This is a genomic window from Puia sp. (assembly GCF_036500295.1).
Lineage (GTDB): Bacteria > Bacteroidota > Bacteroidia > Chitinophagales > Chitinophagaceae > Puia.
In genome coordinates this window covers 14,219-36,345 of sequence record NZ_DASYCH010000026.1, presented here as the reverse complement: position 1 = coordinate 36,345, position 22,127 = coordinate 14,219, and the positions used below count along the sequence as shown (strand labels likewise).

19 protein-coding genes are annotated in these 22,127 nt (G+C 54.8%); 15 read left to right on the top strand and 4 right to left on the bottom strand.

From position 1 onward, the window contains the following. Positions 1 to 2 precede the first annotated feature (2 nt). On the bottom strand, positions 3 to 914 hold the full coding sequence (gene accD / locus VGM48_RS06135; RefSeq protein WP_331577101.1) for an acetyl-CoA carboxylase, carboxyltransferase subunit beta: 912 nt from the start codon (positions 912 to 914) through the stop codon (positions 3 to 5). Between the two features lie 182 nt (positions 915 to 1,096). On the opposite strand from accD, the gene VGM48_RS06130 reads away from it, so the two are divergent. The 7 genes from VGM48_RS06130 (at position 1,097) to VGM48_RS06100 (ending at position 11,259) form a co-directional block, all read left to right on the top strand. Then, a complete protein-coding gene (locus VGM48_RS06130; protein ID WP_331577099.1) occupies positions 1,097 to 1,777 on the top strand; it encodes a succinate dehydrogenase cytochrome b subunit in 681 nt (226 codons plus the stop codon). 27 nt (positions 1,778 to 1,804) lie between these two features. After that, the gene (locus VGM48_RS06125) at positions 1,805 to 3,778 is read left to right on the top strand and encodes a fumarate reductase/succinate dehydrogenase flavoprotein subunit (protein WP_331577097.1); all 1,974 of its coding nucleotides are present in this window, start codon (positions 1,805 to 1,807) and stop codon (positions 3,776 to 3,778) included. A gap of 11 nt (positions 3,779 to 3,789) precedes the next feature. Continuing rightward, positions 3,790 to 4,224 carry a hypothetical protein gene (locus VGM48_RS06120; RefSeq protein WP_331577095.1) on the top strand — a complete coding sequence of 145 codons (435 nt, stop codon included), beginning with the start codon at positions 3,790 to 3,792 and terminating at the stop codon, positions 4,222 to 4,224. Further along, positions 4,221 to 4,610 carry a gamma-glutamylcyclotransferase family protein gene (locus tag VGM48_RS06115; RefSeq protein ID WP_331577093.1) on the top strand — a complete coding sequence of 130 codons (390 nt, stop codon included), beginning with the start codon at positions 4,221 to 4,223 and terminating at the stop codon, positions 4,608 to 4,610. Before VGM48_RS06120 ends, VGM48_RS06115 begins: the two co-directional genes overlap by 4 nt. A gap of 11 nt (positions 4,611 to 4,621) precedes the next feature. Beyond that, on the top strand, positions 4,622 to 5,386 hold the full coding sequence (locus VGM48_RS06110; protein WP_331577091.1) for a succinate dehydrogenase/fumarate reductase iron-sulfur subunit: 765 nt from the start codon (positions 4,622 to 4,624) through the stop codon (positions 5,384 to 5,386). 81 nt (positions 5,387 to 5,467) lie between these two features. Then, a complete protein-coding gene (locus VGM48_RS06105) occupies positions 5,468 to 7,120 on the top strand; it encodes an ABC-F family ATP-binding cassette domain-containing protein (RefSeq protein ID WP_331577089.1) in 1,653 nt (550 codons plus the stop codon). 287 nt (positions 7,121 to 7,407) lie between these two features. Then, positions 7,408 to 11,259 (top strand): hypothetical protein, encoded by a 3,852-nt coding sequence (locus tag VGM48_RS06100; RefSeq protein ID WP_331577087.1) that lies wholly within the window; start codon positions 7,408 to 7,410, stop codon positions 11,257 to 11,259. Between the two features lie 127 nt (positions 11,260 to 11,386). Here the strand turns inward: VGM48_RS06100 and VGM48_RS06095 are convergent, their stop codons facing one another. Further along, a complete protein-coding gene (locus VGM48_RS06095; RefSeq protein ID WP_331577085.1) occupies positions 11,387 to 12,367 on the bottom strand; it encodes a hypothetical protein in 981 nt (326 codons plus the stop codon). A gap of 163 nt (positions 12,368 to 12,530) precedes the next feature. Between VGM48_RS06095 and holA the strand changes: the two genes are divergently transcribed. Next, entirely contained in the window at positions 12,531 to 13,529 is a 999-nt protein-coding gene (gene holA, locus VGM48_RS06090; RefSeq protein ID WP_331577083.1) for a DNA polymerase III subunit delta, read from the top strand. Here holA and VGM48_RS06085 read toward each other — a convergent pair. Beyond that, entirely contained in the window at positions 13,519 to 14,472 is a 954-nt protein-coding gene (locus VGM48_RS06085; RefSeq protein WP_331577081.1) for a bifunctional riboflavin kinase/FAD synthetase, read from the bottom strand. The genes holA and VGM48_RS06085 overlap by 11 nt on opposite strands. Before the next feature lie 42 nt (positions 14,473 to 14,514). On the opposite strand from VGM48_RS06085, the gene VGM48_RS06080 reads away from it, so the two are divergent. The 5 genes from VGM48_RS06080 to VGM48_RS06060 all read left to right on the top strand — a co-directional run bounded on the left by VGM48_RS06080 (position 14,515) and on the right by VGM48_RS06060 (position 19,171). Further along, positions 14,515 to 15,705: an AIR synthase related protein gene (locus VGM48_RS06080; protein ID WP_331577079.1), complete on the top strand. Its 1,191-nt coding sequence runs from the start codon at positions 14,515 to 14,517 to the stop codon at positions 15,703 to 15,705. Between the two features lie 358 nt (positions 15,706 to 16,063). Further along, positions 16,064 to 16,921, top strand: a complete 858-nt coding sequence (locus tag VGM48_RS06075; RefSeq protein ID WP_188927610.1) for a sigma-70 family RNA polymerase sigma factor — start codon at positions 16,064 to 16,066, stop codon at positions 16,919 to 16,921. 115 nt (positions 16,922 to 17,036) lie between these two features. Further along, positions 17,037 to 17,984 carry a thioredoxin-disulfide reductase gene (gene trxB, locus VGM48_RS06070; protein WP_331577074.1) on the top strand — a complete coding sequence of 316 codons (948 nt, stop codon included), beginning with the start codon at positions 17,037 to 17,039 and terminating at the stop codon, positions 17,982 to 17,984. 6 nt (positions 17,985 to 17,990) lie between these two features. Beyond that, positions 17,991 to 18,353 carry a dihydroneopterin aldolase gene (locus VGM48_RS06065; protein WP_331577072.1) on the top strand — a complete coding sequence of 121 codons (363 nt, stop codon included), beginning with the start codon at positions 17,991 to 17,993 and terminating at the stop codon, positions 18,351 to 18,353. 47 nt (positions 18,354 to 18,400) lie between these two features. Continuing rightward, on the top strand, positions 18,401 to 19,171 hold the full coding sequence (locus tag VGM48_RS06060; RefSeq protein WP_331577070.1) for a hypothetical protein: 771 nt from the start codon (positions 18,401 to 18,403) through the stop codon (positions 19,169 to 19,171). A gap of 33 nt (positions 19,172 to 19,204) precedes the next feature. On the opposite strand, the gene VGM48_RS06055 is transcribed toward VGM48_RS06060, so the two are convergent. Continuing rightward, a complete protein-coding gene (locus VGM48_RS06055; protein WP_331577068.1) occupies positions 19,205 to 20,569 on the bottom strand; it encodes an MATE family efflux transporter in 1,365 nt (454 codons plus the stop codon). Between the two features lie 164 nt (positions 20,570 to 20,733). Here VGM48_RS06055 and VGM48_RS06050 point away from each other — a divergent pair, with 164 nt between their 5' ends. After that, the gene (locus VGM48_RS06050; protein ID WP_331577066.1) at positions 20,734 to 21,588 is read left to right on the top strand and encodes a DUF3822 family protein; all 855 of its coding nucleotides are present in this window, start codon (positions 20,734 to 20,736) and stop codon (positions 21,586 to 21,588) included. Beyond that, positions 21,579 to 22,127 (top strand): RsmD family RNA methyltransferase, encoded by a 549-nt coding sequence (locus VGM48_RS06045; RefSeq protein WP_331577064.1) that lies wholly within the window; start codon positions 21,579 to 21,581, stop codon positions 22,125 to 22,127. Before VGM48_RS06050 ends, VGM48_RS06045 begins: the two co-directional genes overlap by 10 nt.

Genomic DNA, 22,127 nt, shown 5'->3' with positions numbered 1-22,127 from the left:
TGTTACCCTTTGAAGAGGGTTATCAGGGTAGCGATCTTTTCCTTTAGTTCTTTGCGGTTGACGATAAAATCGAGGAACCCGTGTTCCAGCAGGAATTCGCTGCGCTGGAAGCCTTCGGGGAGATCTTTCTTTATGGTCTCCTTGATCACCCGGGGTCCGGCGAATCCGATGAGGGCGCCCGGTTCGGCGATATTGAGGTCGCCGAGCATCCCAAAGGAAGCGGAGATACCGCCGAAGGATGGGTCGGTGAGCAGGGAGATGTAGGGGATCTTTGCGTCGGTCAGCTGAGAGAGTTTGCCGGATACTTTGGCAAGCTGCATCAGTGAGAAGGCGCTTTCCATCATGCGGGCGCCGCCCGATTTGCAGATGATGACCAGGGGCGCGCGGTGGGCGAGACTGTAGTCCACAGCCCGGGCGATGCGTTCACCCATGACACTGCCAAGGGAGCCGCCGATGAATTCGAAGTCCATACAGCCGATGACCATATGATGGTCTTTGATGTCTCCCACCGCGACGCGGATGGAGTCGGTGATATCGGTCTTGGCCCAGGTTTCTTCCAGCCGGCGCTGATAAGATTTCAGATCGGTGAAGTGAAGAAAGTCTTTGGAGCGGATGTTCTCGAAGAGGACTTCATATCGGTTGTCGTTGAAAAGGATCTCGAAATATTCGGCGCTGCCGATGCGATGATGATGGCCGCATTTGGGGCAAACAAACAGATTTTCCCGCAACTCCGTGACGGTGCAGATGAAATTGCAGCTGGGACATTTGGTCCAGAGACCTTCGGGTGTCTCTTTTTTTTCTGCCGTACTGGTCAGAATACCCTTTTTGATGCGCCTGAACCAACCGCTCTTGCTCTCCTCGCTTTGTCCTTCATCGCCGGCCAGGTTCGCTTCAAAATCTTCTTCGTTCTTCATTTGTCGTCGTTTATAAAATTGGGGCAATCGGTCCTGGACCGATTGGGAAATTTGGCGGCTAAGATACTAAACAACGGCGATTTCCCGTCTTACTGTCTTTTGACCGACAAAAAAAGTAAATGAAAGCTATTTTTAAACCTTTCCTGTGCTAAATTTGCGCGGTTGGCATAAAAGTGAATATTATGAAATGGTCTGAACTCTTTACTTCATCCGTAGGCAAGAAATTCGTTATGGGCCTAACGGGGGTCTCTCTGATCCTTTTCCTGGTGGTGCACGTCGGCATCAATGCCTGTATCTGGGCTATGGATGACGGACAGATGTTCAATAAGGCGGCCCATTTCATGGGTGCGACGGTGGTCATCCGTATTCTGGAGGTGGGATTGTTCGCGGGTATCTTTCTGCATCTGATCCAGGGGTTGATCCTCGAATTCCAGAACCGGAAGAAACGCGCCGTCGGCTATCAGGTGCCGATGGGCAATAAGGGAAGCAAGTGGTATTCCCGGTCGATGGGGCTGCTGGGCACCGTCATCCTGCTGTTTTTGATCATCCACTGGAAGCAGTTTTGGATCCCTTCCCGCTTCACAGGTGTGGCAGAGGTCGATTACAGCAGCGGCACGGTGCATGATCTTTTCGGCCTGATGAAGGAGACCTTCAGCCAGCTTTGGGTGGTGATCGTCTATGTCATCGCCTGTATCTCGCTGGCGTATCATCTCATGCATGGCTTCCAGAGCGCTTTCCGGTCGCTCGGCGTATATAACAGCCGTTATCTGAGCCTGATCAATGGAGTCGGGATCGGATTTTCGATCATCGTGCCGCTGGCTTTTGCCATGATGCCGGTCTCCATGTATTTCAACTGGGTATAGTTTCCTCATCAAAACATACGATTCGTCATGTTCCAATCAAATATCCCCGAAGGTCCTCTTGATAAAAAATGGGAAGATTATAAAGGCCATGTGAAGCTGGTGAACCCGGCCAACAAGCGCAGTATCGAGATCATCATTATCGGAACGGGGCTGGCCGGCGCTTCCGCGGCAGCTTCGCTGGGAGAGATGGGTTATAAGGTGAAAGCATTTTGCTTTCAGGATTCGCCCCGCCGGGCGCACAGTATTGCGGCCCAGGGCGGCATCAATGCAGCCAAGAACTATCAAAATGACGGGGACAGCGTGTTCCGGTTGTTTTACGATACGGTAAAGGGTGGCGACTACCGGTCCCGCGAAGCCAATGTACACCGGCTGGCGGAGGTGAGCGCCAATATCATCGACCAGTGCGTGGCACAGGGCGTACCCTTTGCGCGGGAATATGGCGGGCTGCTGAGCAACCGGTCGTTTGGCGGGGTGCAGGTGCAGCGTACGTTTTATGCGGCCGGGCAAACCGGTCAGCAGCTGCTGATCGGCGCTTACCAGGCGCTCGAACGGCAGGTAGCCCTTGGGAATGTGGAGATGTACACCCGGCATGAGATGCTGGATATCGTGGTCATCGACGGCAAAACGCGGGGGATCATCGCCCGCAACCTGGTGAGCGGGGAACTGGAGCGGCATTTCGGTCATGCGGTGCTGCTCTGCAGCGGCGGGTATGGCAACGTCTTTTATCTTTCTACGAACGCCATGGGCAGCAATGTCACGGCTGCCTGGAAGGCGCATAAAAAAGGAGCTTATTTTGGCAATCCCTGCTTTACGCAGATACATCCCACCTGTATACCGGTGACGGGTGACCACCAGTCGAAGCTGACGCTAATGTCGGAGTCGCTGCGAAATGACGGACGCATCTGGGTGCCCAAACAGCAGAACGATCCCCGCAAACCCAACGAGATCCCCGCCGAAGAAAGAGATTATTATCTCGAACGCCGCTATCCGGCTTTTGGCAACCTGGTCCCGCGGGACGTGGCGTCACGCGCCGCAAAGGAGCGTTGCGATGCGGGTTATGGAGTGGGTACATCGCGGCAGGCGGTATATCTGGACTTTGCAACAGCGATCGACCGGTATGGCAAGATCGAATGCCGCAAGCATGGGATCGACCATCCTACGGCGGAGGATATCCGCAGTCATGGGGTGGGGGTCGTAAAGGAAAAATATGGTAACCTCTTCGATATGTATGCCAAGATCACCGGCGAGGACCCTTATATCACACCGATGCGGATCTACCCGGCTGTCCACTATACCATGGGCGGGCTTTGGGTGGATTACGAACTGATGACCAGCGTTCCGGGGCTGTATGCCCTTGGTGAGGCGAACTTCAGCGATCATGGCGCCAACCGGCTGGGGGCCTCCGCGCTGATGCAGGGTTTGGCGGATGGCTATTTCGTCATCCCTTATACGGTAGGTAATTACCTGGCGGGAGAGATCCGGACGAAGGCCATACCAACATCGCACGAGGCCTTTGTGGCCGCGGAGAAGGAAGTGGCCGACCGGCTGGCCCGGTTGAAGAATATCAACGGCACTCAAAGCCCCGAGAGCTTTCACAAGCGGCTGGGGAAGATCATGTGGGAAAAATGCGGGATGGCCCGGAACGAGGCGGGACTGAAAGAGGCGATCCAGGAGATCCGTCAGCTGAAGGCGGAGTTTTGGAAGGACCTGCGGGTGACCGGTGGTGTCGGGGAGTTCAATCCCGAACTGGATAAGGCCGGCCGGGTAGCCGACTTTATCGAGCTGGGCGAGCTGATGTGCCAGGATGCGCTGCAACGGTGGGAAAGCTGCGGCGGTCATTTCCGGGAAGAGATGCAGACGGAGGATGGGGAGGCAAAGCGGGATGACGACCATTTTGCTTTTGTCGCGGCCTGGGAATACAAAGGGGACAGCAGCTGGGAGTTGCATAAGGAAGCCCTTGAATTCGAGATCGTGCATCCGACGCAACGGAGCTATAAGTAAAACCTTCTTCTATGCTAGTGAATTGGATCGATTTGGTGGCCAAAGTGATGGCTGGGCTCGGCGGATTAGGTTTTTTTATCGCCGCCTTCAGTTATCGCCAGCAGGTGCGGATCCGGCAGGCAGAGTGGTTGAAATCGTTGTTTGAAAAGTTTTTTGAAAATACGACCTATAAAGAAGTACGTTCCTGGCTGGATTACGGCGTCCTGCATGAACGGCTGAATGTAGGCGATCCGGTGGTGCAGCGGCAGAATGAGGAGAAGTTTACGGACTTTCTCAACTTCTTCGAGTTTATCGGCGTACTGCATTTCAGAGGGCATTTGCCACTGGAACAGGTGTGGGATGTTTTTGATTATTACCTGGGGAAGATAGGCACTGACATGGATTGCCGGGAATGGATCGACAAATATGGTTTTGAGAAGCTGAAGGGCCTATTGGCAAGAGCATGATCGACTATTTATTCGTATATGGCACTTTGCGCAAGCGTTATGACCTGAAACTAAAGGATAAGCTGAGGGAAGGCTGGAAGTATGTGGGGCAGGCAAAGATCGGCGCGGCGATGTACGATATCGGCAGCTATCCGGGGGCGGTGAAGGACCGGTCGGGTAGGGAGGTGGTTGGGGATGTGTTCCTGGTGCATGATCCGGGCAATGTGTTCCGGGTTTTGGATAAGTACGAAGGCAGGGAGTTTGTGCGGAAGAAGGGAAAGGTGCGGATGCGGAATGGCCAGGAGCTGAACGCCTGGATCTACTGGTATAATTTTCAACCGGCGGGAAAGCCGCCGATCCGATATAAAGACTATTTGAATTATTTGAAAAATAAAAGTATCCACTAAGCGAATTTGTTATGGAACATTATACGATGAACCTCACCCTTAAGGTCTGGAGACAGAAGAACAAGAACGACAAAGGCGGCTTCGAGACCTATTCCGTCAGCGGGATCTCTTCGGAGATGTCCTTTCTGGAGATGTTCGATGTGCTGAACGAGCGTCTTGTGGTGGAGGGCAAGGAGCCTATTGCATTTGACCACGACTGCCGGGAAGGGATCTGCGGGATGTGTTCCATGTATATCAACGGCCGGCCGCATGGACCCTGGGAGGGGACGACGACCTGTCAGCTGCATATGCGGGCCTTCAAGGACGGTGATACGATCGTCGTAGAGCCCTGGCGGGCCAACGCCTTCCCCGTGATCAAAGACCTGGTGGTCGATCGCAGTTCGTTCGACCGGATCATCCAGTCCGGCGGGTATATCTCGGTGAACACCGGGAACGCGGTGGATGCCAATTCGATCCCCATCGAAAAAGAGAAGGCGGATACGGCATTTGCCGCTGCGGCCTGTATCGGCTGCGGGGCGTGTGTCGCGGCCTGTAAGAACAGTTCGGCCATGCTGTTCGTTTCGGCGAAGGTGTCGCATCTGGCGTTGCTGCCGCAGGGCAATCCGGAACGGAAGAACCGGGTGACGGATATGGTCGCGCAGATGGATAAGGAAGGCTTCGGCAGTTGTACGGCGACGGGAGCCTGTGAGGCGGTGTGTCCGAAAGAGATTTCCATTGCCAATATAGCCCGGCTGAATGCCGAATATGGGCGAAGCGGCCTGACGGCGGATAAATAGCCGGCGGCGGCGGGCAAACCGGCGAATTTTTCGTGCCGGACCGGTTTGGTCCGGCATTTTTTTGATTGTACCTTTGCGCCCATGATCAGAGTGAACAATGTCACCCTTTCATTTGGGAAAAGGGTTCTATTCGACGAAGTCAATCTTAGTTTTACGAAAGGGAATTGTTATGGGGTTATCGGCGCCAACGGGGCCGGGAAGTCTACGTTCCTGAAAATCCTGGCGGGTGATATCGAGCCTTCGAAGGGTGCGATCGAGATCGCCCCGGGGCAGCGGATGGCCGTTCTCAACCAGAACCACTTTGCCTTTGACGAAGACACGGTCCTGAATACCGTGCTGAAGGGGCACCAGAAGATGTGGTCAATCATGCAGGAACGTGATACCATCTACGCCAAGGCCGATTTTTCCGAAGAGGATGGGCTCCGGGCCGGCGAGCTCGAGGGCGAGTTTGGGGAGATGGGCGGTTATACCGCCGAGAGCGATGCCGCGGCGCTGCTGAACGACCTCGGGGTGAAAGAGGCGGTGCAGGGGAAGCTGATGAAGGAATTGCATGGCGCCCTGAAGGTACGGGTGCTGCTGGCGCAGGCCCTGTTTGGCAATCCGGACATCCTGATCCTGGACGAACCGACCAACGACCTGGACGTGGAGACGATCAACTGGCTGGAGAACTTCCTGGCCGACTATGAGAATATCGTGATCGTCGTTTCCCACGACCGGCACTTCCTCGATGCGGTCTGTACGCATGTCGCGGACGTAGACCGGACAAAGATCAAGATATTTACAGGCAACTATACCTTCTGGTACGAGTCTTCGCAGCTGATCGCCCGCCAGATGTCGGACAAGAACAAGAAGACGGAAGACAAGCGTGCGGCCCTGCTGGACTTCATCGCCCGGTTCTCTGCCAACGCCAGCAAGTCCAAGCAGGCCACTTCCCGGAAGAAGGCCCTGGAAAAGCTGACGATCGAGGAGATCGAGCCGTCCAACCGTCGTTACCCGGGGATCATCTTCAAGCAGTTGCGGGAGGTGGGTAACCAGATATTGAATACCGAAAAGCTCGCCAAGAAGTCCGACAACGGCCGCTATTTGTTCTCAAATCTCAACTTCAGCCTCAACAAGGGCGATAAGGTTGCCTTTGTCAGCAAGGATCACCTGGCGCTGACCACCTTCTTCCGGCTGATCAACGGCGAGGTTACCGCGGATGGGGGGAAGTATGAGTGGGGTACGACGGTGACCAAGGCGTATCTGCCGAATGACAATACCGAATACTTCGAAGGACAGCAGATAAATCTGATGGACTGGTTGCGGCAATTCGTTCCGCCCCATGTCACGGATGTGGATGAACCTTTTCTGCGTGGTTTTCTTGGGAAGATGCTGTTTAGCGGCGACGAGGTGCTGAAGAACACCAATGTGCTTTCGGGGGGTGAGAAAGTGCGGTGTATGCTGAGCCGGATGATGCTGCAGGACCCGAATGTGGTGATCCTCGACGAGCCGACCAACCATCTCGACCTGGAGTCCATCCAGGCCTTTAACGAAAGCATGAGCAACTTCAAAGGGATCGTCCTGCTGACGTCCCATGACCATACCTTTCTGCAGACGGTGGCCAACCGGGTCATCGAGCTGACGCCGACCGGCGCCATCGACCGGCTGATGTCCTTCGACGAGTATCTCGAGGACGCCCGGGTCAAGCAGCTGCGGGAGGAAATGTATCCGCGGGAGGACCTCGTGAAGGCGTAGGCCAATCTTTACATAGCAGCTTTGTTGGGGTTTCCCGGTGGAAAAGCGCGCAGGAACCGGCGTGGGCGGCGGTTTCGGTAAATTTATTAGAGCCCGGCGGCCCATTCTCCTGGAATGGGCCGGCCGATACAATAAATGTGCTGATTTTCCATTTTTAAGAAAAACCTCGGTTGTTGATCCAAAGGCTGCTTATACTTGTGGGATTGTTTTGTGGGGGATGCTTCGCCGCCAGAGGTCAGCAACCGGGCGTCGACACGGCCAAACGGTCGGCCGACACAGCCCGAACGATGGATTCCGCAAGAAAGGCGGCCGACACCACGAAGAAACCAGCCGATTCCCTATCCCGGGCCGATAGCCTGCACCGGGCGGATTCCCTGAAAAAAGTCAAGGCAGACACCCTGCTGAGCGCCGCGGCGATGCTCCGGCAGGTAGACTCGTTGAACGTCACCCCCGCGGGGTCGACGGACTCCCTGAAGATGAAACTGGATGCCCAACTGGGCTCGGCGATGGCCGGACAGCGGGGCGCGATCACTCCGGGGACGCCGGGGGCCCTGCAGCGGCAAAGCAACAATCCCGGGTATTCCCCGTCCATGGGGGCCGCGGGTGGAAGCGGGGGGGCTTCTCCCTCCATGACCCGGGCCGGACCGGCGCGACGTCCTGTGCGGCCCCCCTCCCTGTCTAACCTCCACCTGAAATACATCCCCGTCAGGAATGGCCGGATCCCGATCGATTCGTCCAGTCTTGTTCCGGGGGCCTTTTTTTGTAAAGGCGTCAGCGACAGCGCCTACCGGCTGGATTGGGTGAATGCGACGCTCACCTGGACCCACCCGCCGACCGGCCTGGACAGCGTGCTCGTCGTCTACCGGGTGTTTCCCTACCGGCTGAACTCGGTGGCCCGGCGGCTCAATTTCGACAGCGTGTCGAGCTATTTCCTGTTCCGGCCCTACGAGAAGGACAAGGATGGGCGGAGCAACACCGAGGATTTCTTCAATTTCGGCAACATCACCTATAACGGCAGCTTTGGCCGGAGCATCACCTTTGGCAACAGCCAGGATGCGGTCGTCACCTCCAACCTCAACCTGCAGATGAGCGGCTACCTGGCCGACAGCATCGAGATCGTCGCAGCCATCACCGACAACAATATCCCGATACAACCGGATGGCACGACCGCCAACCTCAACGAATTCGACAAGGTGATGCTGCAGTTCAAGAAGAAGAACTGGGCGTTGACCATGGGGGATATCGACCTGCGGCAGAACCAGCTTTATTTCCTGAACTTCTACAAACGACTGCAGGGCGCTTCCTTCGAGACGACGGCGCAGATCGCCCCGGGGATCACGAACAAGACCCTTGTCAGCGCAGCCATCGCGAAAGGCAAGTTTGCGCGGAACATCTTCCAGGGCCAGGAAGGCAACCAGGGACCCTACAAATTGCAGGGCGCCAACGGGGAACTGTATTTTATCGTCCTGGCGGGCACCGAGAAGGTATTCATCGACGGCCAGTTGATGCAGCGTGGCGAAGACCAGGACTATATCATCAATTACAACACGGCGGAGATCACTTTTACGCCTAACCGCCTGATCAGCCAGGATGCCCGTATCCAGGTGGAATTCGAGTATGCCGACCGAAACTATCTAAACGTCAACCTGTACCTGTATGACGAAGCGAATATCGATAATAAGCTGAAGTTGAAGGTGGGCCTGTTCAGCAACAGCGACTCGCGCAACTCGCCGATCAATCAAACGCTGACGCAGGACCAGAACAAATTCCTGAACAAACTCGGAGACAGCATCCAGCGGGCCTTTTACCCGGTGGCCAATGTCGATACGTTTGCCGCAGGAAAGGTCCTCTACAAGAAGATCGACACCACCTACAAGAATGCGGCGGGCACGCTGGTGCATGATTCCGTCTACGTTTTCTCCGCCGACGCCAGCCAGACCCTGTACAGCCTTTCCTTTTCGAATGTGGGGCAGGGCTATGGGAATTATATCCCGGATCTCAACGGAGTAAACGGCAGTGTCTTTTACTGGGTGGCCCCCGTGAACGGGGTGATGCAGGGCTCCTACGATGCGGCGGAGTTTCTGGTCACCCCCAAAACGCAGCAGGTGGCGACGGTAGGGGTTGACTATTTGCTCGACAAGCACACCACGATGACGGCGGAGCTGGCCCATAGCCACTATGATGTCAATACGCTGTCGACCATCGACAAGGGCAATGATAACGGCAACGCCATGAAGTTTACGTTCAAGAATGTGAAGGCGCTGGGACGGGCGGCCAAAGGGCTGAACCTGACCTCTACGGCGGGCTTCGAATACGTACAGAAGAATTTTACCCCGATCGAGCGGCTGCGGAGTCCCGAGTTTACGCGGGATTGGGGGCTTGCCCTTTATGTCAACCCGGCCGACGAGAAAATATACAACGCGGGGCTGCAGCTTAGCGATAAGAACAATAACAGCCTCCGGTACGATATCGCCAGGTATGAACGCGGCGATGGATTTACGGGAACGCGCAATATGATCACCCAGCGGCAAAAGCTGTGGGGCTGGAACCTGAACAACCAGGTGAGCCTCACCACCAGCGACAGCGGCCACCGGTTCTCGGGGTACTATTTCCGGCCTTCCGTGGACCTGTCGCGAAAGCTCAGCTTTTTGAAGGATTATGTCATCGGCGGGGGCTATTCGCTGGAGCGGAACGAGAACAAGGACAAGCTGGCCGATTCGATAACGGCCACCAGCTTTGCCTTTCATACCTGGTCGGCCTATCTGAAAAGCCCCGAAAAGGCGCCGAACAAGTGGGGGATGAGCTTTGCGGCGCGGACCAATGCCTATCCCTATGGGCGAAGTCTGCTGGTAGGTGACCGGAGCCGAACCTTCAATGTCTTCGCGGATTTTCTGAAAAACCCGCATCATCAATTCCATATCAATGCCAGCTACCGGGAGATGCAGATTGCCGACAGTAACGCAGCGGCGCATACGGTGGACAGCAGTATCCTGTCACAGCGGGGAGACAAGACCCTGCTGGGGCGGGTGGAGTATGTGATCAACGAGTGGAAGGGGCTGCTCCGGGGGAATATCCTTTATGAGATCGGCAGCGGTCAGCAGCAACGGCTGAGCTATACCTATCTGCAGGTTCCCGCGGGTACGGGGCAGTATGCATGGATCGACTATAACAAAGACGGGATCCAGCAGCTGAGTGAGTTTGTGCTGGCGCAGTTTCAGGATCAGGCTCAATATATCCGGGTCTACACCCCCACCAACGACTATATCAAGGCCAACTATAACACCTTCAATTTCAGTTTCTCGCTTACCCCCAAGTCGGTGGTGACGCCGAAGAGCGGGAGCTTTATGCATTTCCTGGCCCGCATCCTGTTCCAGTCTTCAATGCAACTGAATCAAAAGGAGGAGGCCCGTGGGCTGATCGAATATAACCCCTTCAAGGCGCCGTTCAGCGATACGGCGCTGATCACACGGGCGCTGATCATTGTCAATACCCTGTCGTTCAACCGAAGCGATCCCCGCTGGGGTTTTGATCTGAGCAATACGCGCAACGGGGGTAAGACCCTGCTGACCTATGGATATGAAACGAGGCAGACCAACGAATGGTCCCTGAGGACGAGGCTGAACATGAGCAAGTCGATCGCCCTGACGGGTGTTTTCCGGGATGGGATCAATCAGTATAATAATTCGAGCACCAATTTCGACAGCGCCAACTACAATCTGAAGCAATGGTCGGCGGAGCCGGGGCTGACCTTCACCCGGCGGTCGAACCTGCGGATCGGCCTCAGCTGCCGGCTGACGTCGAAACAAAACGCGGAACAGTGGGGCGGACAGACGTATACGTCGGAGGCCTGGAACACCGATTTCAAGTACAATATCCTCCAGAGTACGTCGATCCAGGGCCGGTTTACGATGAGTTCCATCGTGTACAAGGGGGGTGACGGAAAAGCGCCGAGTACGACTTCGGCGGTTGCGTATACGATTTTGGAGGGGCTGCAGCCGGGGAAGAACTACCTGTGGAATCTCGACCTCACCAAAAAGCTGGGGAATAACCTGGAATTGAGTTTGCAATATGAGGGGCGCAAGGCCGGTAGTACGGGGATCGTCCATACGGGACGGGCGGCGTTGCGGGCATTGCTTTAACGAAAAAACCCCGGCGATTGCCGGGGCCCCCGAAGCTAGCGAAGCTGCTTCGGACATAAGATAAAAAAAGAGGCCGTCTACTTTTTTGCATGAGACGGCCTCTTTTTTTCGTTATGGACGTCTTCGACTAACCGAAGATACCGCCTTTCTTGAGTTCGCGGGTGCCTTCACCGATCTTGAAACCATTGTGGTAGATCTCGATCTTGTAGTTACCGCGGGAGAATTCGCTGTTCTGTTTCCAGGCGAACTGTACGGATTTCATCTTACCGGCTTCGAAGTCAACGGGAACCTTTGCAGTGAATACCTTGTCGCCTTCGTCGCGGGTGCTGAACGTACCGCTACCCAGTGCTGGAACCGAGATGGGCTTGCCATCGGGGCCGGTGATGCAAACATATACATCGGTCTGGCCGGTCTGAGCGATGCGGTTAGCAACGTCAAAGCCGATGATCAGTTTGTTTACACGGCGGGCCGTGGTAGTTTCCTTGTCCTTGCCATCCTTGCGTTCGTGCATCGGAGTGACGGAGATGTTGGAAGCGTTGAGCGTAGAAGCTACATCTACTTTCTTTTCCAGGTCCTGCTTGGCGGCAGTGGTGGAAGTGAGATCAGTAGTGAGCTTTTCTTTGTCAGCCGTCAGGGCGGTTTTGTCAGCATTCAGCTGCTGGTTGTCCTGCGTAAGCTGGGCTACCTGTTGTTCGAGGTTGCTGACCTTGTCGTTCAGTTCCTTGATCAGGTCTTCAGCTTTCTTCTTTTCTGCTTCTGTGAGGTGATTCTTGCTCAAAAGACCGCGGATCTGGCCCTTGAGTTTTGCTACCTGGCCGTCTCTTTCGTTGACGGTGGAAGAGAGCTTGTTGTTGGTGCCGGTGAGGCTATCCAGTCTGACGAGGGCATCATCAAAGTTCTTCTGAAGTTGTCCTTTCTCGTCTGAAACCTTAGAAATTTGAGCTTGTTGCTGGGTTTGAACCTGTTCTTGTTTGTTGTTGTTCCAGAGCAGGTAGCCCCATGTGCCAAGGAAGCCGGCTGCCAGCAGACCGATGACCAGATTCTTGTAATCCTTTTTAGGAGGTTGACTTTGGGGTGAAGCTGAGGGATAGTTGGTTGTCGTACTCATAGCTTATTGTTTTTTCAAATTATAGAAATGGTTTTTGATTCCTGTAACCGGTTTTGCGGGTACATCTGGCTTTAGTCTAAAACCGTGCCAAAAACCTTTTTATTGTGTTCCACGACTGATTCCTAAAGATTTATGTAATATTGCCTCACAAAAAAGAGGATGAATGTCAGTTGATAAGATACTCGGTGACTGGAAAAAGTTAAAGTTCAAACCAGTATACTGGCTGGAAGGGGAAGAAGAATATTATATCGATGTGCTGGTGAACTATGCGGAACATCATATTCTGTCGGAGGCCGAGGCCGGGTTTAACCTTACGGTCTTCTATGGCAAGGATGCCGATTGGACGGCCGTCATCAATGCCTGCCGGCGATATCCGATGTTTGCAGAACGCCAGGTCGTGGTGTTGAAGGAGGCGCAGCAGATGCGGGATATCGACAAGCTGGAAGCCTATATCGACAAGCCGCTGGTTTCGACGGTATTTGTTGTCGCTTATAAAGAGAAAAAAGTGGATGGGCGCAGCAAGCTGGCCAAACTGTTAAAGGATAAAGCCGAACTGTATACGACCAGGAAGATGTATGATAACCAGCTGCCGGAGTGGACGGCGGAGTTGATCCGGCAGAAGGGATATAACATTGCACAGAAGGCCCTGCTGTTGCTCGTGGATCATATCGGCAACGATCTCAACCGGATCAACAACGAGGTGGAGAAGCTGCTCGTCAACCTGTCCGGCAGGAAGGAGATCACGGAGGACGATATCGAACGATATGTGGGGGTGAGCAAGGAATACAATGTGTTCGAATTACAGGATGCGTTTGCCAAGAAGGACAGGGCGAAGGCGATCCGTATCATTCAGTATTTTGAAGGTAACCCCAAGGCGGGGCCGATCCAGCTGATCCTGCCGTCGATCTACAATTTCTTTTCCAAGGTGTATATGATCTTCGGCCAGCCCGCCCGGGACGAGAAGGGGGTTGCCGCTGCCATCGGCGTCAATCCTTATTTTGCCAAGGACTACCTGGCCGCGTTGCGTAATTATAATTTCGAAGGTATCGAGCAGGGGCTGCTGCTTTTGCATGCCTATAATCTGAAGAGCATCGGGGTCGGCAGCGCCGGCGTCGAGGATGCTTCACTGTTAAAAGAGCTGGTGGTCAAGATCATGGGTTGAGTGCCGCGAGGGTGTCCAGCTTATCCTGCGCCAGGGCGGCTTTTAATTCTTCGAGTCCGTTGAACCTGAGTTCGGGCCGCAGGAATTTCTTCACGAAGACTCGCAGCTCCCGCCCATAGATATCCTCATCAAAATCAAAAAGGTTGACCTCGATGGTCCGGTCTCTGCCGTTGATGGTCGGCCGGATGCCGATGCCCATCATCCCCTGCATCTTTTTGCCCCCGAAAAGGGGGGCGTCGGAGGGCAGGAGTTCGGCTTCGACGGCATAGACGCCATCGGCGGGGATCAGTTTTTCGTCGTTGCCCGGGTCGAGATTGGCGGTGGGATAGCCGAGTGTCCGGCCCAGCTGGTTGCCTTTTACCACTATCCCCGAGAAGAAGAAAGGATAACCCAGGAGCTGGTTGGCGGTGTCGATATCGGCGCGCCGGATGGCTTCGCGGATGCGGGTGGAGCTGACCGATACCTCGTCCAGCAGGTGGACGGGGATCTCCTGCAGGACGAATCCTTCCGTTGCGCTGAACTGTTCCAGCAGGTGATAGTCCCCTTTGCGGCCCTGGCCGAACCGGTGGTCATAGCCGATGATAACCGTATGGGGATGAAACCGGGCCAGCAGAAAGTTCAGGATATATTCCTCGGCCGTCATCCGGGAGAAGGCTTCGGTGAAGGGCACGATGACAAGGTGGTCGATCTGCTGCCAGGAAAGGAGTTGGATCTTCTCTTCCAGGGTGTTGATCAGCCGGACCTCTTCGGTGCCGCCCCGGACGACCTTGCGGGGATGGGGAAAGAAGGTGATGATCACAGTCTCGCCCCCGATGCGGGCGGCTTCCTCCCTTAGTTGCCGGAGGATCCGAACATGCCCGCTGTGCAGGCCGTCAAAGGTACCGATAGTGATTACTGAACGCTGAAAAAGAGGTAGTTGATCGAGATGTCGATAGATAACCATGCGTTGCAAATCTAAGCGATTTATCTGTTACCTTTGCCGCCTATGTCACTCTATGCCCAGCGCGGGGTTTCCGCTCAGAAAGAAGAAGTTCACCAGGCCGTCGAGCGGCTTGATAAGGGGCTCTACCCGAATGCTTTTTGCAAGATTTATCCCGATTACCTGGGCGGGGATGCCGGTTGGGTGAACCTCATGCATGCCGATGGGGCAGGGACCAAGAGTATCCTGGCCTACCTGTACTGGAAGGAGACCGGGGATCTGGAGGTCTGGAAGGGGATTGCGCGGGATGCGATCGCCATGAACCTGGACGACCTGCTCTGCGTGGGTATCTATGATAATCTGCTTTTCTCCTCGACGATCGACCGGAACAAGCGGAATATTCCCGGGGAGGTGCTTTCGGCGATTATCAACGGTTCGCAGGAGTTTTTTGACGAACTGAAAACATACGGTGTCGGCATCCGGTATCTGGGCGGTGAGACCGCCGATGTGGGTGACGTGGTGCGGACCATTGCCGTCAACGGCACGATGACCGCCAGATGGCCAAAAGACCGGCTGATCACCAATGACGGGATCCGGCCGGGGGACGTGATCGTGGGTTTTGCCAGTTTTGGCCAGGCTAGCTATGAATCGGCCTATAACAGCGGGATCGGGAGCAATGGCCTGACGAGCGCGCGGCATGATGTGCTTCATAAGACCTATGGCGCGCGGTTTCATGAGTCCTACGATACCTCGCTTGATGAGGGGGTGGTCTATATCGGGCCGCACCGGATGACCGATGCGGTGGAAATTCCGGCCGCCGAGGCCGGCAGGGTCGGGGTGTCGACCGATATCGGGCATCTCCTGCTCAGTCCGACGCGCACCTATGCCCCGCTGCTGAAGCGGCTGCTGGGAGAGCATTTCGGGGCCATCCACGGGCTCATCCATTGCAGCGGCGGCGGACAGACGAAGTGCATGAAATACCTGCCCGGGGAGTTCCGGGTGATAAAAGATAACCTTTTTGAGCCGCCAACCATCTTCCGGCTGATCCAGCAGGCTTCCGGGTCGGATAACCGCGAAATGTACCAGGTCTTCAATATGGGCCACCGCCTGGAGGTCTTTACCGATGCGGGGTCGGCCGATGCCCTGATCCGGGCAGGAAAGGACCTCGGCATCGAGGCAAGGGTAGTGGGCCGGGTCGAAGGGGCCGAAAAGAAGAGCCTGGTGCTCAAGGCCGGTGGTCAGGAAATCGGTTATTGATGCGGATCAATTATTTGGAAAAGGCCCCGGATGTTAACACACTCTTAAAATCTATCGTCGAGCCCTATCTGCAAAGGGTCCCGGAGAATTGCAAGGCGACAAATTGAGTGCTTCTTTCATCGCGTTGCTTAAAAAAAAGATTAAAAAGCTCCCAATTTAATCCACAGGGCTATGATTTTCCAGATTTCGTGACTACTTTCGCAAACGGTTCTGGACGGAATGACATTAATTTATTTTTATATCTTTTTTGCGCCCCTCCGTGAACTCTCCCAGGCTTGTTGATGTTTATTAGTAGTACCCCCTGAAGTAAACCGCACCGGCGGCTTGTCTATTTTGTCATCTTTTTTTATTATCAGATATGAGGCAACTCAAAATTGCTACACAGATTACAAACCGTGATTCCCAGGCGGTTGAGAAGTATTTGCAGGAGATCTCCAAGATCCCGATGATCACTCCGGAAGAGGAGACGGTCCTCGCACAACGGATCAAAATGGGCGATCAGAAGGCGTTGGACAAGCTGGTCCAGGCCAACCTTCGCTTTGTGGTCTCCGTAGCAAAGCAGTATCAGCACCAGGGGTTATCACTGAGTGATTTGATCAACGAGGGCAACCTCGGCTTAATTAAAGCGGCTCAACGCTTTGATGAAACCAAGGGTTTCAAGTTCATTTCATACGCGGTATGGTGGATCCGCCAGTCCATTTTACAGGCGTTGGCAGAGCAGGGCCGATTAGTCCGCCTGCCTCAAAACAAAATTGGCACATACAACAAGGCGAACAAGGCGTACATGGCTTTCGAACAGGAACATGAGCGGGAGCCCAGTACGGAAGAGTTGGCCGAGTTGCTGGAAATGAGTGAGACGGAGATCAACAACATTTTCCAGAGCAATACCCGTCACAGCAGCCTGGATGCCCCGGTTCACGAGGCTGAGGATGTAGCTATGGGTGATTTGCTGGAAGGTGGTGACGAGACGGACGACGACGTCATGAAAGATTCTTTACGCGCCGAGATCCGCCGCGTGCTCAAATCACTGAGCCCCCGCGAAGCAGAGATCGTCAATGCGTATTTTGGCCTGGACGGCGAAAATGGGGTAACCATCGAGCAGATCGGGCAGAAATATGATTTGACCAAGGAGCGTATCCGCCAGATCAAGGAACGGGCGATCAAACGCCTTCAAAAGGCACGCTACAGCAATGCGCTGAAAGCTTACCTGGGATAAAAGTCACTCACGAGATGAATACGGCCCTGACCAGTTGGTCAGGGCTTTTGTCTTATAAAAGACATTCCATTCCGCATTTTCGCCTTACATTTGTTCGCTAAAAAATAAACCCAGCATGGAGCAAACCCCAAGTGAAAAAGTACATTGTCTGATCATCGGCTCGGGGCCGGCAGGATACACGGCTGCGGTATATGCCGCCCGCGCCAATCTTCGGCCCGTTTTATATCAGGGCATTCAGCCCGGCGGGCAGCTGACGATCACCACGGAAGTGGAGAACTATCCGGGCTATCCTGACGGAGTGCAGGGGCCGGAGATGATGGTGCATTTTGAGAAGCAGGCGACCCGGATGGGTGCCGATATCCGCTATGGTCTGGCTACGAAGGTGGATTTTTCGGGGCATCCGCACAAGGTGTGGATCGACGAAGAAAAGCTCATCGAAGCCGACTCGGTGATCATCGCCACCGGCGCATCGGCCAAATGGCTGGGACTCGAATCCGAGCAGCGGCTGAATGGCTATGGGGTGAGTGCCTGTGCGGTTTGCGATGGATTCTTCTTCCGCAATAAGGAAGTTGCGATCATCGGGGCGGGGGATACGGCTGCTGAGGAAGCGCTGTATCTTTCCAAACTGGCTACCACTGTTCACATGCTGGTGCGCAGCGACAGGATGCGGGCATCCCGCATCATGCAGGAGCGGGTGCAGCAGACGCCGAATATCCGGATGTACTGGAATTCACAGACCGATGAGATACTCGGGGAGTCCAAGGTAGAAGCGTTGCGTATTCATAACAATAAAAGCGGCGAGAAGAAAGAGATCCCCATCAGCGGATTCTTTGTCGCGATCGGCCACCAGCCGAATTCGGCCATCTTTGCGGATTTCCTCGAGCTGGATGAAGCAGGGTATGTCAAAACCGTTCCGGGGACGTCCAGGACCAACGTCGAAGGGGTCTTTGCCGCGGGTGATGTGCAGGACAAGATCTACCGCCAGGCGGTGACGGCCGCGGGAAGCGGGTGTATGGCCGCACTGGATGCCGAGCGCTACCTTTCCGCAAAAGGGATACATTAAGATAATATGGTTACCGTACAATTACATAATCTGATCTTTTCCGGGCGCCACGGCGTCTTCAAGGAAGAATTGACCACCGGCAACACCTTCGAGGTGAACCTGGACGTGTCGTATGATGAAAGCGACCGCCCGTTTACCGGGCTGGATTCGATCGTCAACTACGTGTCGATATTCGGCATCATCAAGGAGCGGATGCATCAGCCCTCGCCGTTGTTGGAGAAGATCGCCGAAGAGATCATCATCAAGATCAAGGAACAGTATCCTTTTATCCGCGAGGCGGTGCTTTCCATCTATAAGCTGCAGGCGCCCATCGGGAATTTCCAGGGGAAGGCCGGGATGACGCTGCATAAAAAATTTAACGGCGAATAGGCAAAGGGGCGGCAACTACACCCGCAGGAAAAGCGTTGAATCCAGGTATGATGAGATGGTTTTTTTTGCTGCTGCTGTTGCCGCATCGGTCGTCCGCACAGAGCATGGGCTCCTCCGTTCCCGATATTGCGGCTTTGCTCAGCCGCGGCGCAAGGCTGGAAGCGGCCTTTAAAGAAGAGGAAGCCCTGCCGGTCTACCAACAGATCCTCCAAATTCAACCCCATCAGCTTGTCGCGCTTTGCCGGTGCAGTGATCTTTCCTGCCGGATCGGCAACCGGTTGAGCGACCGGGAGAAGAAGGTCGCCTGTTTCGAGGCGGGTTACCGGTATGCCCGGGCGGCTTACCGGGTGGACTCCACCGATCCCGAAGCCAATATCGTGATGGCTTTCTCGCTGGCCCGGATGGCGCTTATCCAAAGCGGTAAGGAACGCGTCACGGCGGCAAAGGACATCAAGCGGTATGCCGAACAGGCCATCCGGTACGATCCGGGGAATTACAAGGCTTACCATATCCTCGGCCGTTGGGAATACGAGGTCAGCGACCTGAATATTGTCGAGCGGACGCTGGCCCGCTGGTTCTTTGGCGCATTGCCCGAGGCTTCACTGGACGAGTCGATCCGCGACTATGAGAAGAGTATGGCGTTGCGGCCCGATTTCCTGCTCAACTATTACGAATTGGCCCGCGCCTACCGGCGGGAAGGAGAAAAGGACAAGGCCGTCGCGTTGCTCCGGCGCATGGCGGGTCTGCCGGACGGCATGTATGATGACCGGACCGTGCGGGCTCAGGAACAGGCACTGTTGAAAACGCTCACAGAGTAAGCGCCGGCATCGGGACATTGCCGCGGATGCGACTCAGATAACCTTTCCTTTCCAGCGGCCGCTGCGGATATAGAAGAAAGCCTGAACGAACATGGAGAGCCAGTAGACCCATTCCGACATCCAGCCGATTACCAGGGACAGATGCCATTTCTCGAGCGTGAAATAAACATAAAAACAATAGATGACGATCGTGACGGCCTCGATCAGGAGGTTGATGCGGGTGTTACCGGTACCGGTGACGGCGCTGAGCCAAACGATGGAGAAGGACATGGCGACGATAGCCAGCGAGACCGTGCGGAATACAGGAATGGCGGCTGTTATGAAGGCCTGATCCTGTCCGTAAATGGATAGCAGGACGGCCGGGAAGGCATTGCAGAGGATGAAAATGACGATCGTGATGGCCAGGCTCAGCCGGACGATCTTGTTGATGAGCAGGATCACCTTGTCTTCCATGCCCTGACCGATGATATTGCTCACCATGGCGTTGGTCGTAGAGGCAAAGGCCCAGGTGAAGACCCCGAACAACCCGAAGATGTTACGCATGGCATTGCTGATGGCGAGCGCCTGGCGGCCGTGGTGCTCGACCAGGATATAAAAGAAGACCCAGGCCACGATGCTGACGATGTACTGGAAGACCAGCGGGGAGGACTGGATGAGAATCAGCCGGACATTGGCCTTATCGATGATCCAGTGTTTATACAGCTGTAGCTCCTTGCTGATGCCCTTGGCGTGGATGACGGCGAATACGACGATCATCCCGGAAGCCTCGGCGATGATGGATGACCATGCCGCGCCGTTGAAACCCATGGCAGGGAGCCCGAAATGCCCAAAGATGAGGCCGTAGTCGAGGGTGATATTGACGATGGTCTCGGCCAGCGTGCCAAAGACAAGGAATTTGCTTTGGTTGGTGCCGACCAGCAGGGCATTGCGCATCTGGTAGACATAGAGACAGGGGAGACCCCAGATGCGGATGCGCAGAAAGCTGATGGCCTGTTCCCGGAGGGGCGCCGAATGCAGTGACCAGGACAGGACGGCCGGCGCGACGAGCCAGGTCACGAGAATACCGGTGAAGGCCAGCACCAGTGCGATCACCATTCCCTGCGAAAACAGCTTGCCGATCTCTTCCACCCGGCCTTCGCCTGCCCGCCGCGCGATGAGCGCCTGCAGGCCATTGTTCAGCCCCTGGCCGACGACGGCGAACAACAGGTAATAGACCCCGGTGATGCCGGCGGTGGATAACGCATCGCCCACCTGGTCAAGATGACCCAGGAAAATGTTGTTGGTGATGAAATTGATCTGGGGAACGAGAATGGCAAGGCTGATGGGGAGCGCCATCTTTAGGATATCCCGGTTGTCGATGCCGACTTTATACGCTTTGGTGTTATTCGCAAGGTCCATTCTCTACAAAAAAAGGACGGCAATGTACGGGTTTTTTCCTAATCCCGGGCTTTTACGTATTATTGCAAGCAAGAGCCGCTGGAGCGGCTCGCCCGAAGGGCAGACTTTAGATGTTTGCGAAAAACGGGTTAGGTTTTTCAAAAACCCGATTTTTGCAAATTATTATGATAAAACCTGCCTTCCAGATCGAAGTTTCGGATATCTCTGATGAAGAACTGCTACAGTGTCGCCTGCTTGTGGAGGTAACACCCAATGCTTTTACATATGTCTTGCTCAACCAGCGCAATATGAGTCCGCTGGTGGTCAAGTACTTTCAGCTGGAGCCCAGCAAGGAAAGTCCGCTGACCGATACGTTGCAGGAACTCATGAATGGGGATACCCTGCTCAAGCGACCCGTCAAAGAGACGCTGCTGGTCTATAACTTCCCGGAAAGCAGCCTGGTGCCGGAGTCGCTTTTTACGACCGACACCAACCGGCAGATCATCGACACCCTGCATGGCAACCTGCAAAAGGGGCTGATCCTGACGGAAAAGATCCCCTGGTGGGAGCTGTTCAATGTCTACCGGATCTCGTTCGAATTGCATCACCTGTTGCAGCAGACCTTCTCGGCCGGCAAATACTGGCATTACTACAGTCTGATGCTGAAAAGCTTCAAAATGTTCGATTCCACTGAGCAACAGGATTGTATCAAGGTGATCTTCTATTCCGATAAGATGGTGGCGCTGGTGATCCGGGAGGGAAAGGTTCATCTGGCGCAGACCTTTTTGTACCACGATACCAAGGATGTGGCTTATCATCTGCTCAACTGCTGTCATCAGCTGGGGATCGACCAGGAGTCTGTGCGGCTGTTGGTGGGCGGGCTGATCGATAAGCAATCTTCGTTGAGCACCGAGTTGCATAAATATTTCCTGCGAATCGATTTCGAAGAGATCGACGAGAGCATCAAGGTGACGGATGAGTTAAAGGAGCTGCCGCTGCACTATTTCTCTTCCATTCTGAAAATGGCGGTATGCGCGTAATCGGTGGATACCTGGGCGGACGGCGGGTGAATCCTCCCGCGAAGATGCCCTACACGCGGCCGACCACCGATATTGCGAAGGAGGGTCTTTTCAATATCCTGGAAAATAATCTGGATCTGGCGGAGCTGCGGACCCTCGACCTTTTTGGCGGGACCGGCAGCATCAGCTATGAGCTGGCCTCCCGGGGGGTAAAGGACCTGACGGTGGTGGAGAAGGATCCGGTCATGGTCGGCTTTATCGAAAAGACGGCGAAGGAGCTGGGACTGGAGGAGATTTATAAGGTGGTGCGGATGGACGTGTTCAAGTTTATCGCACAGTGTCCCCAACGTTTTGACCTCATCTTTGCCGGTCCGCCCTATGCGCTGGACACGATCGATGACCTGCCCAGGCTGGTCGTCAGCCGTGGGTTGCTGAACGTGGGTGGATGGTTTATCCTGGAGCACACTCCCCGCAATAACTATGAAGGATATCCGCTGTATGTGACGCAGCGGAGTTATGGAACGACTATTTTCTCCATTTTCGTGAATAGGAAATCCTGA

Excerpts from the sequence above, each read along its gene's own strand:
- accD (WP_331577101.1), bottom strand. The coding sequence starts at position 914 with ATGAAGAACGAAGAAGATTTTGAAGCGAACCTGGCCGGCGATGAAGGA.
- VGM48_RS06130 (WP_331577099.1), top strand. The coding sequence starts at position 1,097 with ATGAAATGGTCTGAACTCTTTACTTCATCCGTAGGCAAGAAATTCGTT.
- VGM48_RS06125 (WP_331577097.1), top strand. The coding sequence starts at position 1,805 with ATGTTCCAATCAAATATCCCCGAAGGTCCTCTTGATAAAAAATGGGAA.
- VGM48_RS06120 (WP_331577095.1), top strand. The coding sequence starts at position 3,790 with ATGCTAGTGAATTGGATCGATTTGGTGGCCAAAGTGATGGCTGGGCTC.
- VGM48_RS06115 (WP_331577093.1), top strand. The coding sequence starts at position 4,221 with ATGATCGACTATTTATTCGTATATGGCACTTTGCGCAAGCGTTATGAC.
- VGM48_RS06110 (WP_331577091.1), top strand. The coding sequence starts at position 4,622 with ATGGAACATTATACGATGAACCTCACCCTTAAGGTCTGGAGACAGAAG.
- VGM48_RS06105 (WP_331577089.1), top strand. The coding sequence starts at position 5,468 with ATGATCAGAGTGAACAATGTCACCCTTTCATTTGGGAAAAGGGTTCTA.
- VGM48_RS06100 (WP_331577087.1), top strand. The coding sequence starts at position 7,408 with ATGGATTCCGCAAGAAAGGCGGCCGACACCACGAAGAAACCAGCCGAT.
- VGM48_RS06095 (WP_331577085.1), bottom strand. The coding sequence starts at position 12,367 with ATGAGTACGACAACCAACTATCCCTCAGCTTCACCCCAAAGTCAACCT.
- holA (WP_331577083.1), top strand. The coding sequence starts at position 12,531 with ATGTCAGTTGATAAGATACTCGGTGACTGGAAAAAGTTAAAGTTCAAA.
- VGM48_RS06085 (WP_331577081.1), bottom strand. The coding sequence starts at position 14,472 with ATGGTTATCTATCGACATCTCGATCAACTACCTCTTTTTCAGCGTTCA.
- VGM48_RS06080 (WP_331577079.1), top strand. The coding sequence starts at position 14,515 with ATGTCACTCTATGCCCAGCGCGGGGTTTCCGCTCAGAAAGAAGAAGTT.
- VGM48_RS06075 (WP_188927610.1), top strand. The coding sequence starts at position 16,064 with ATGAGGCAACTCAAAATTGCTACACAGATTACAAACCGTGATTCCCAG.
- trxB (WP_331577074.1), top strand. The coding sequence starts at position 17,037 with ATGGAGCAAACCCCAAGTGAAAAAGTACATTGTCTGATCATCGGCTCG.
- VGM48_RS06065 (WP_331577072.1), top strand. The coding sequence starts at position 17,991 with ATGGTTACCGTACAATTACATAATCTGATCTTTTCCGGGCGCCACGGC.
- VGM48_RS06060 (WP_331577070.1), top strand. The coding sequence starts at position 18,401 with ATGATGAGATGGTTTTTTTTGCTGCTGCTGTTGCCGCATCGGTCGTCC.
- VGM48_RS06055 (WP_331577068.1), bottom strand. The coding sequence starts at position 20,569 with ATGGACCTTGCGAATAACACCAAAGCGTATAAAGTCGGCATCGACAAC.
- VGM48_RS06050 (WP_331577066.1), top strand. The coding sequence starts at position 20,734 with ATGATAAAACCTGCCTTCCAGATCGAAGTTTCGGATATCTCTGATGAA.
- VGM48_RS06045 (WP_331577064.1), top strand. The coding sequence starts at position 21,579 with ATGCGCGTAATCGGTGGATACCTGGGCGGACGGCGGGTGAATCCTCCC.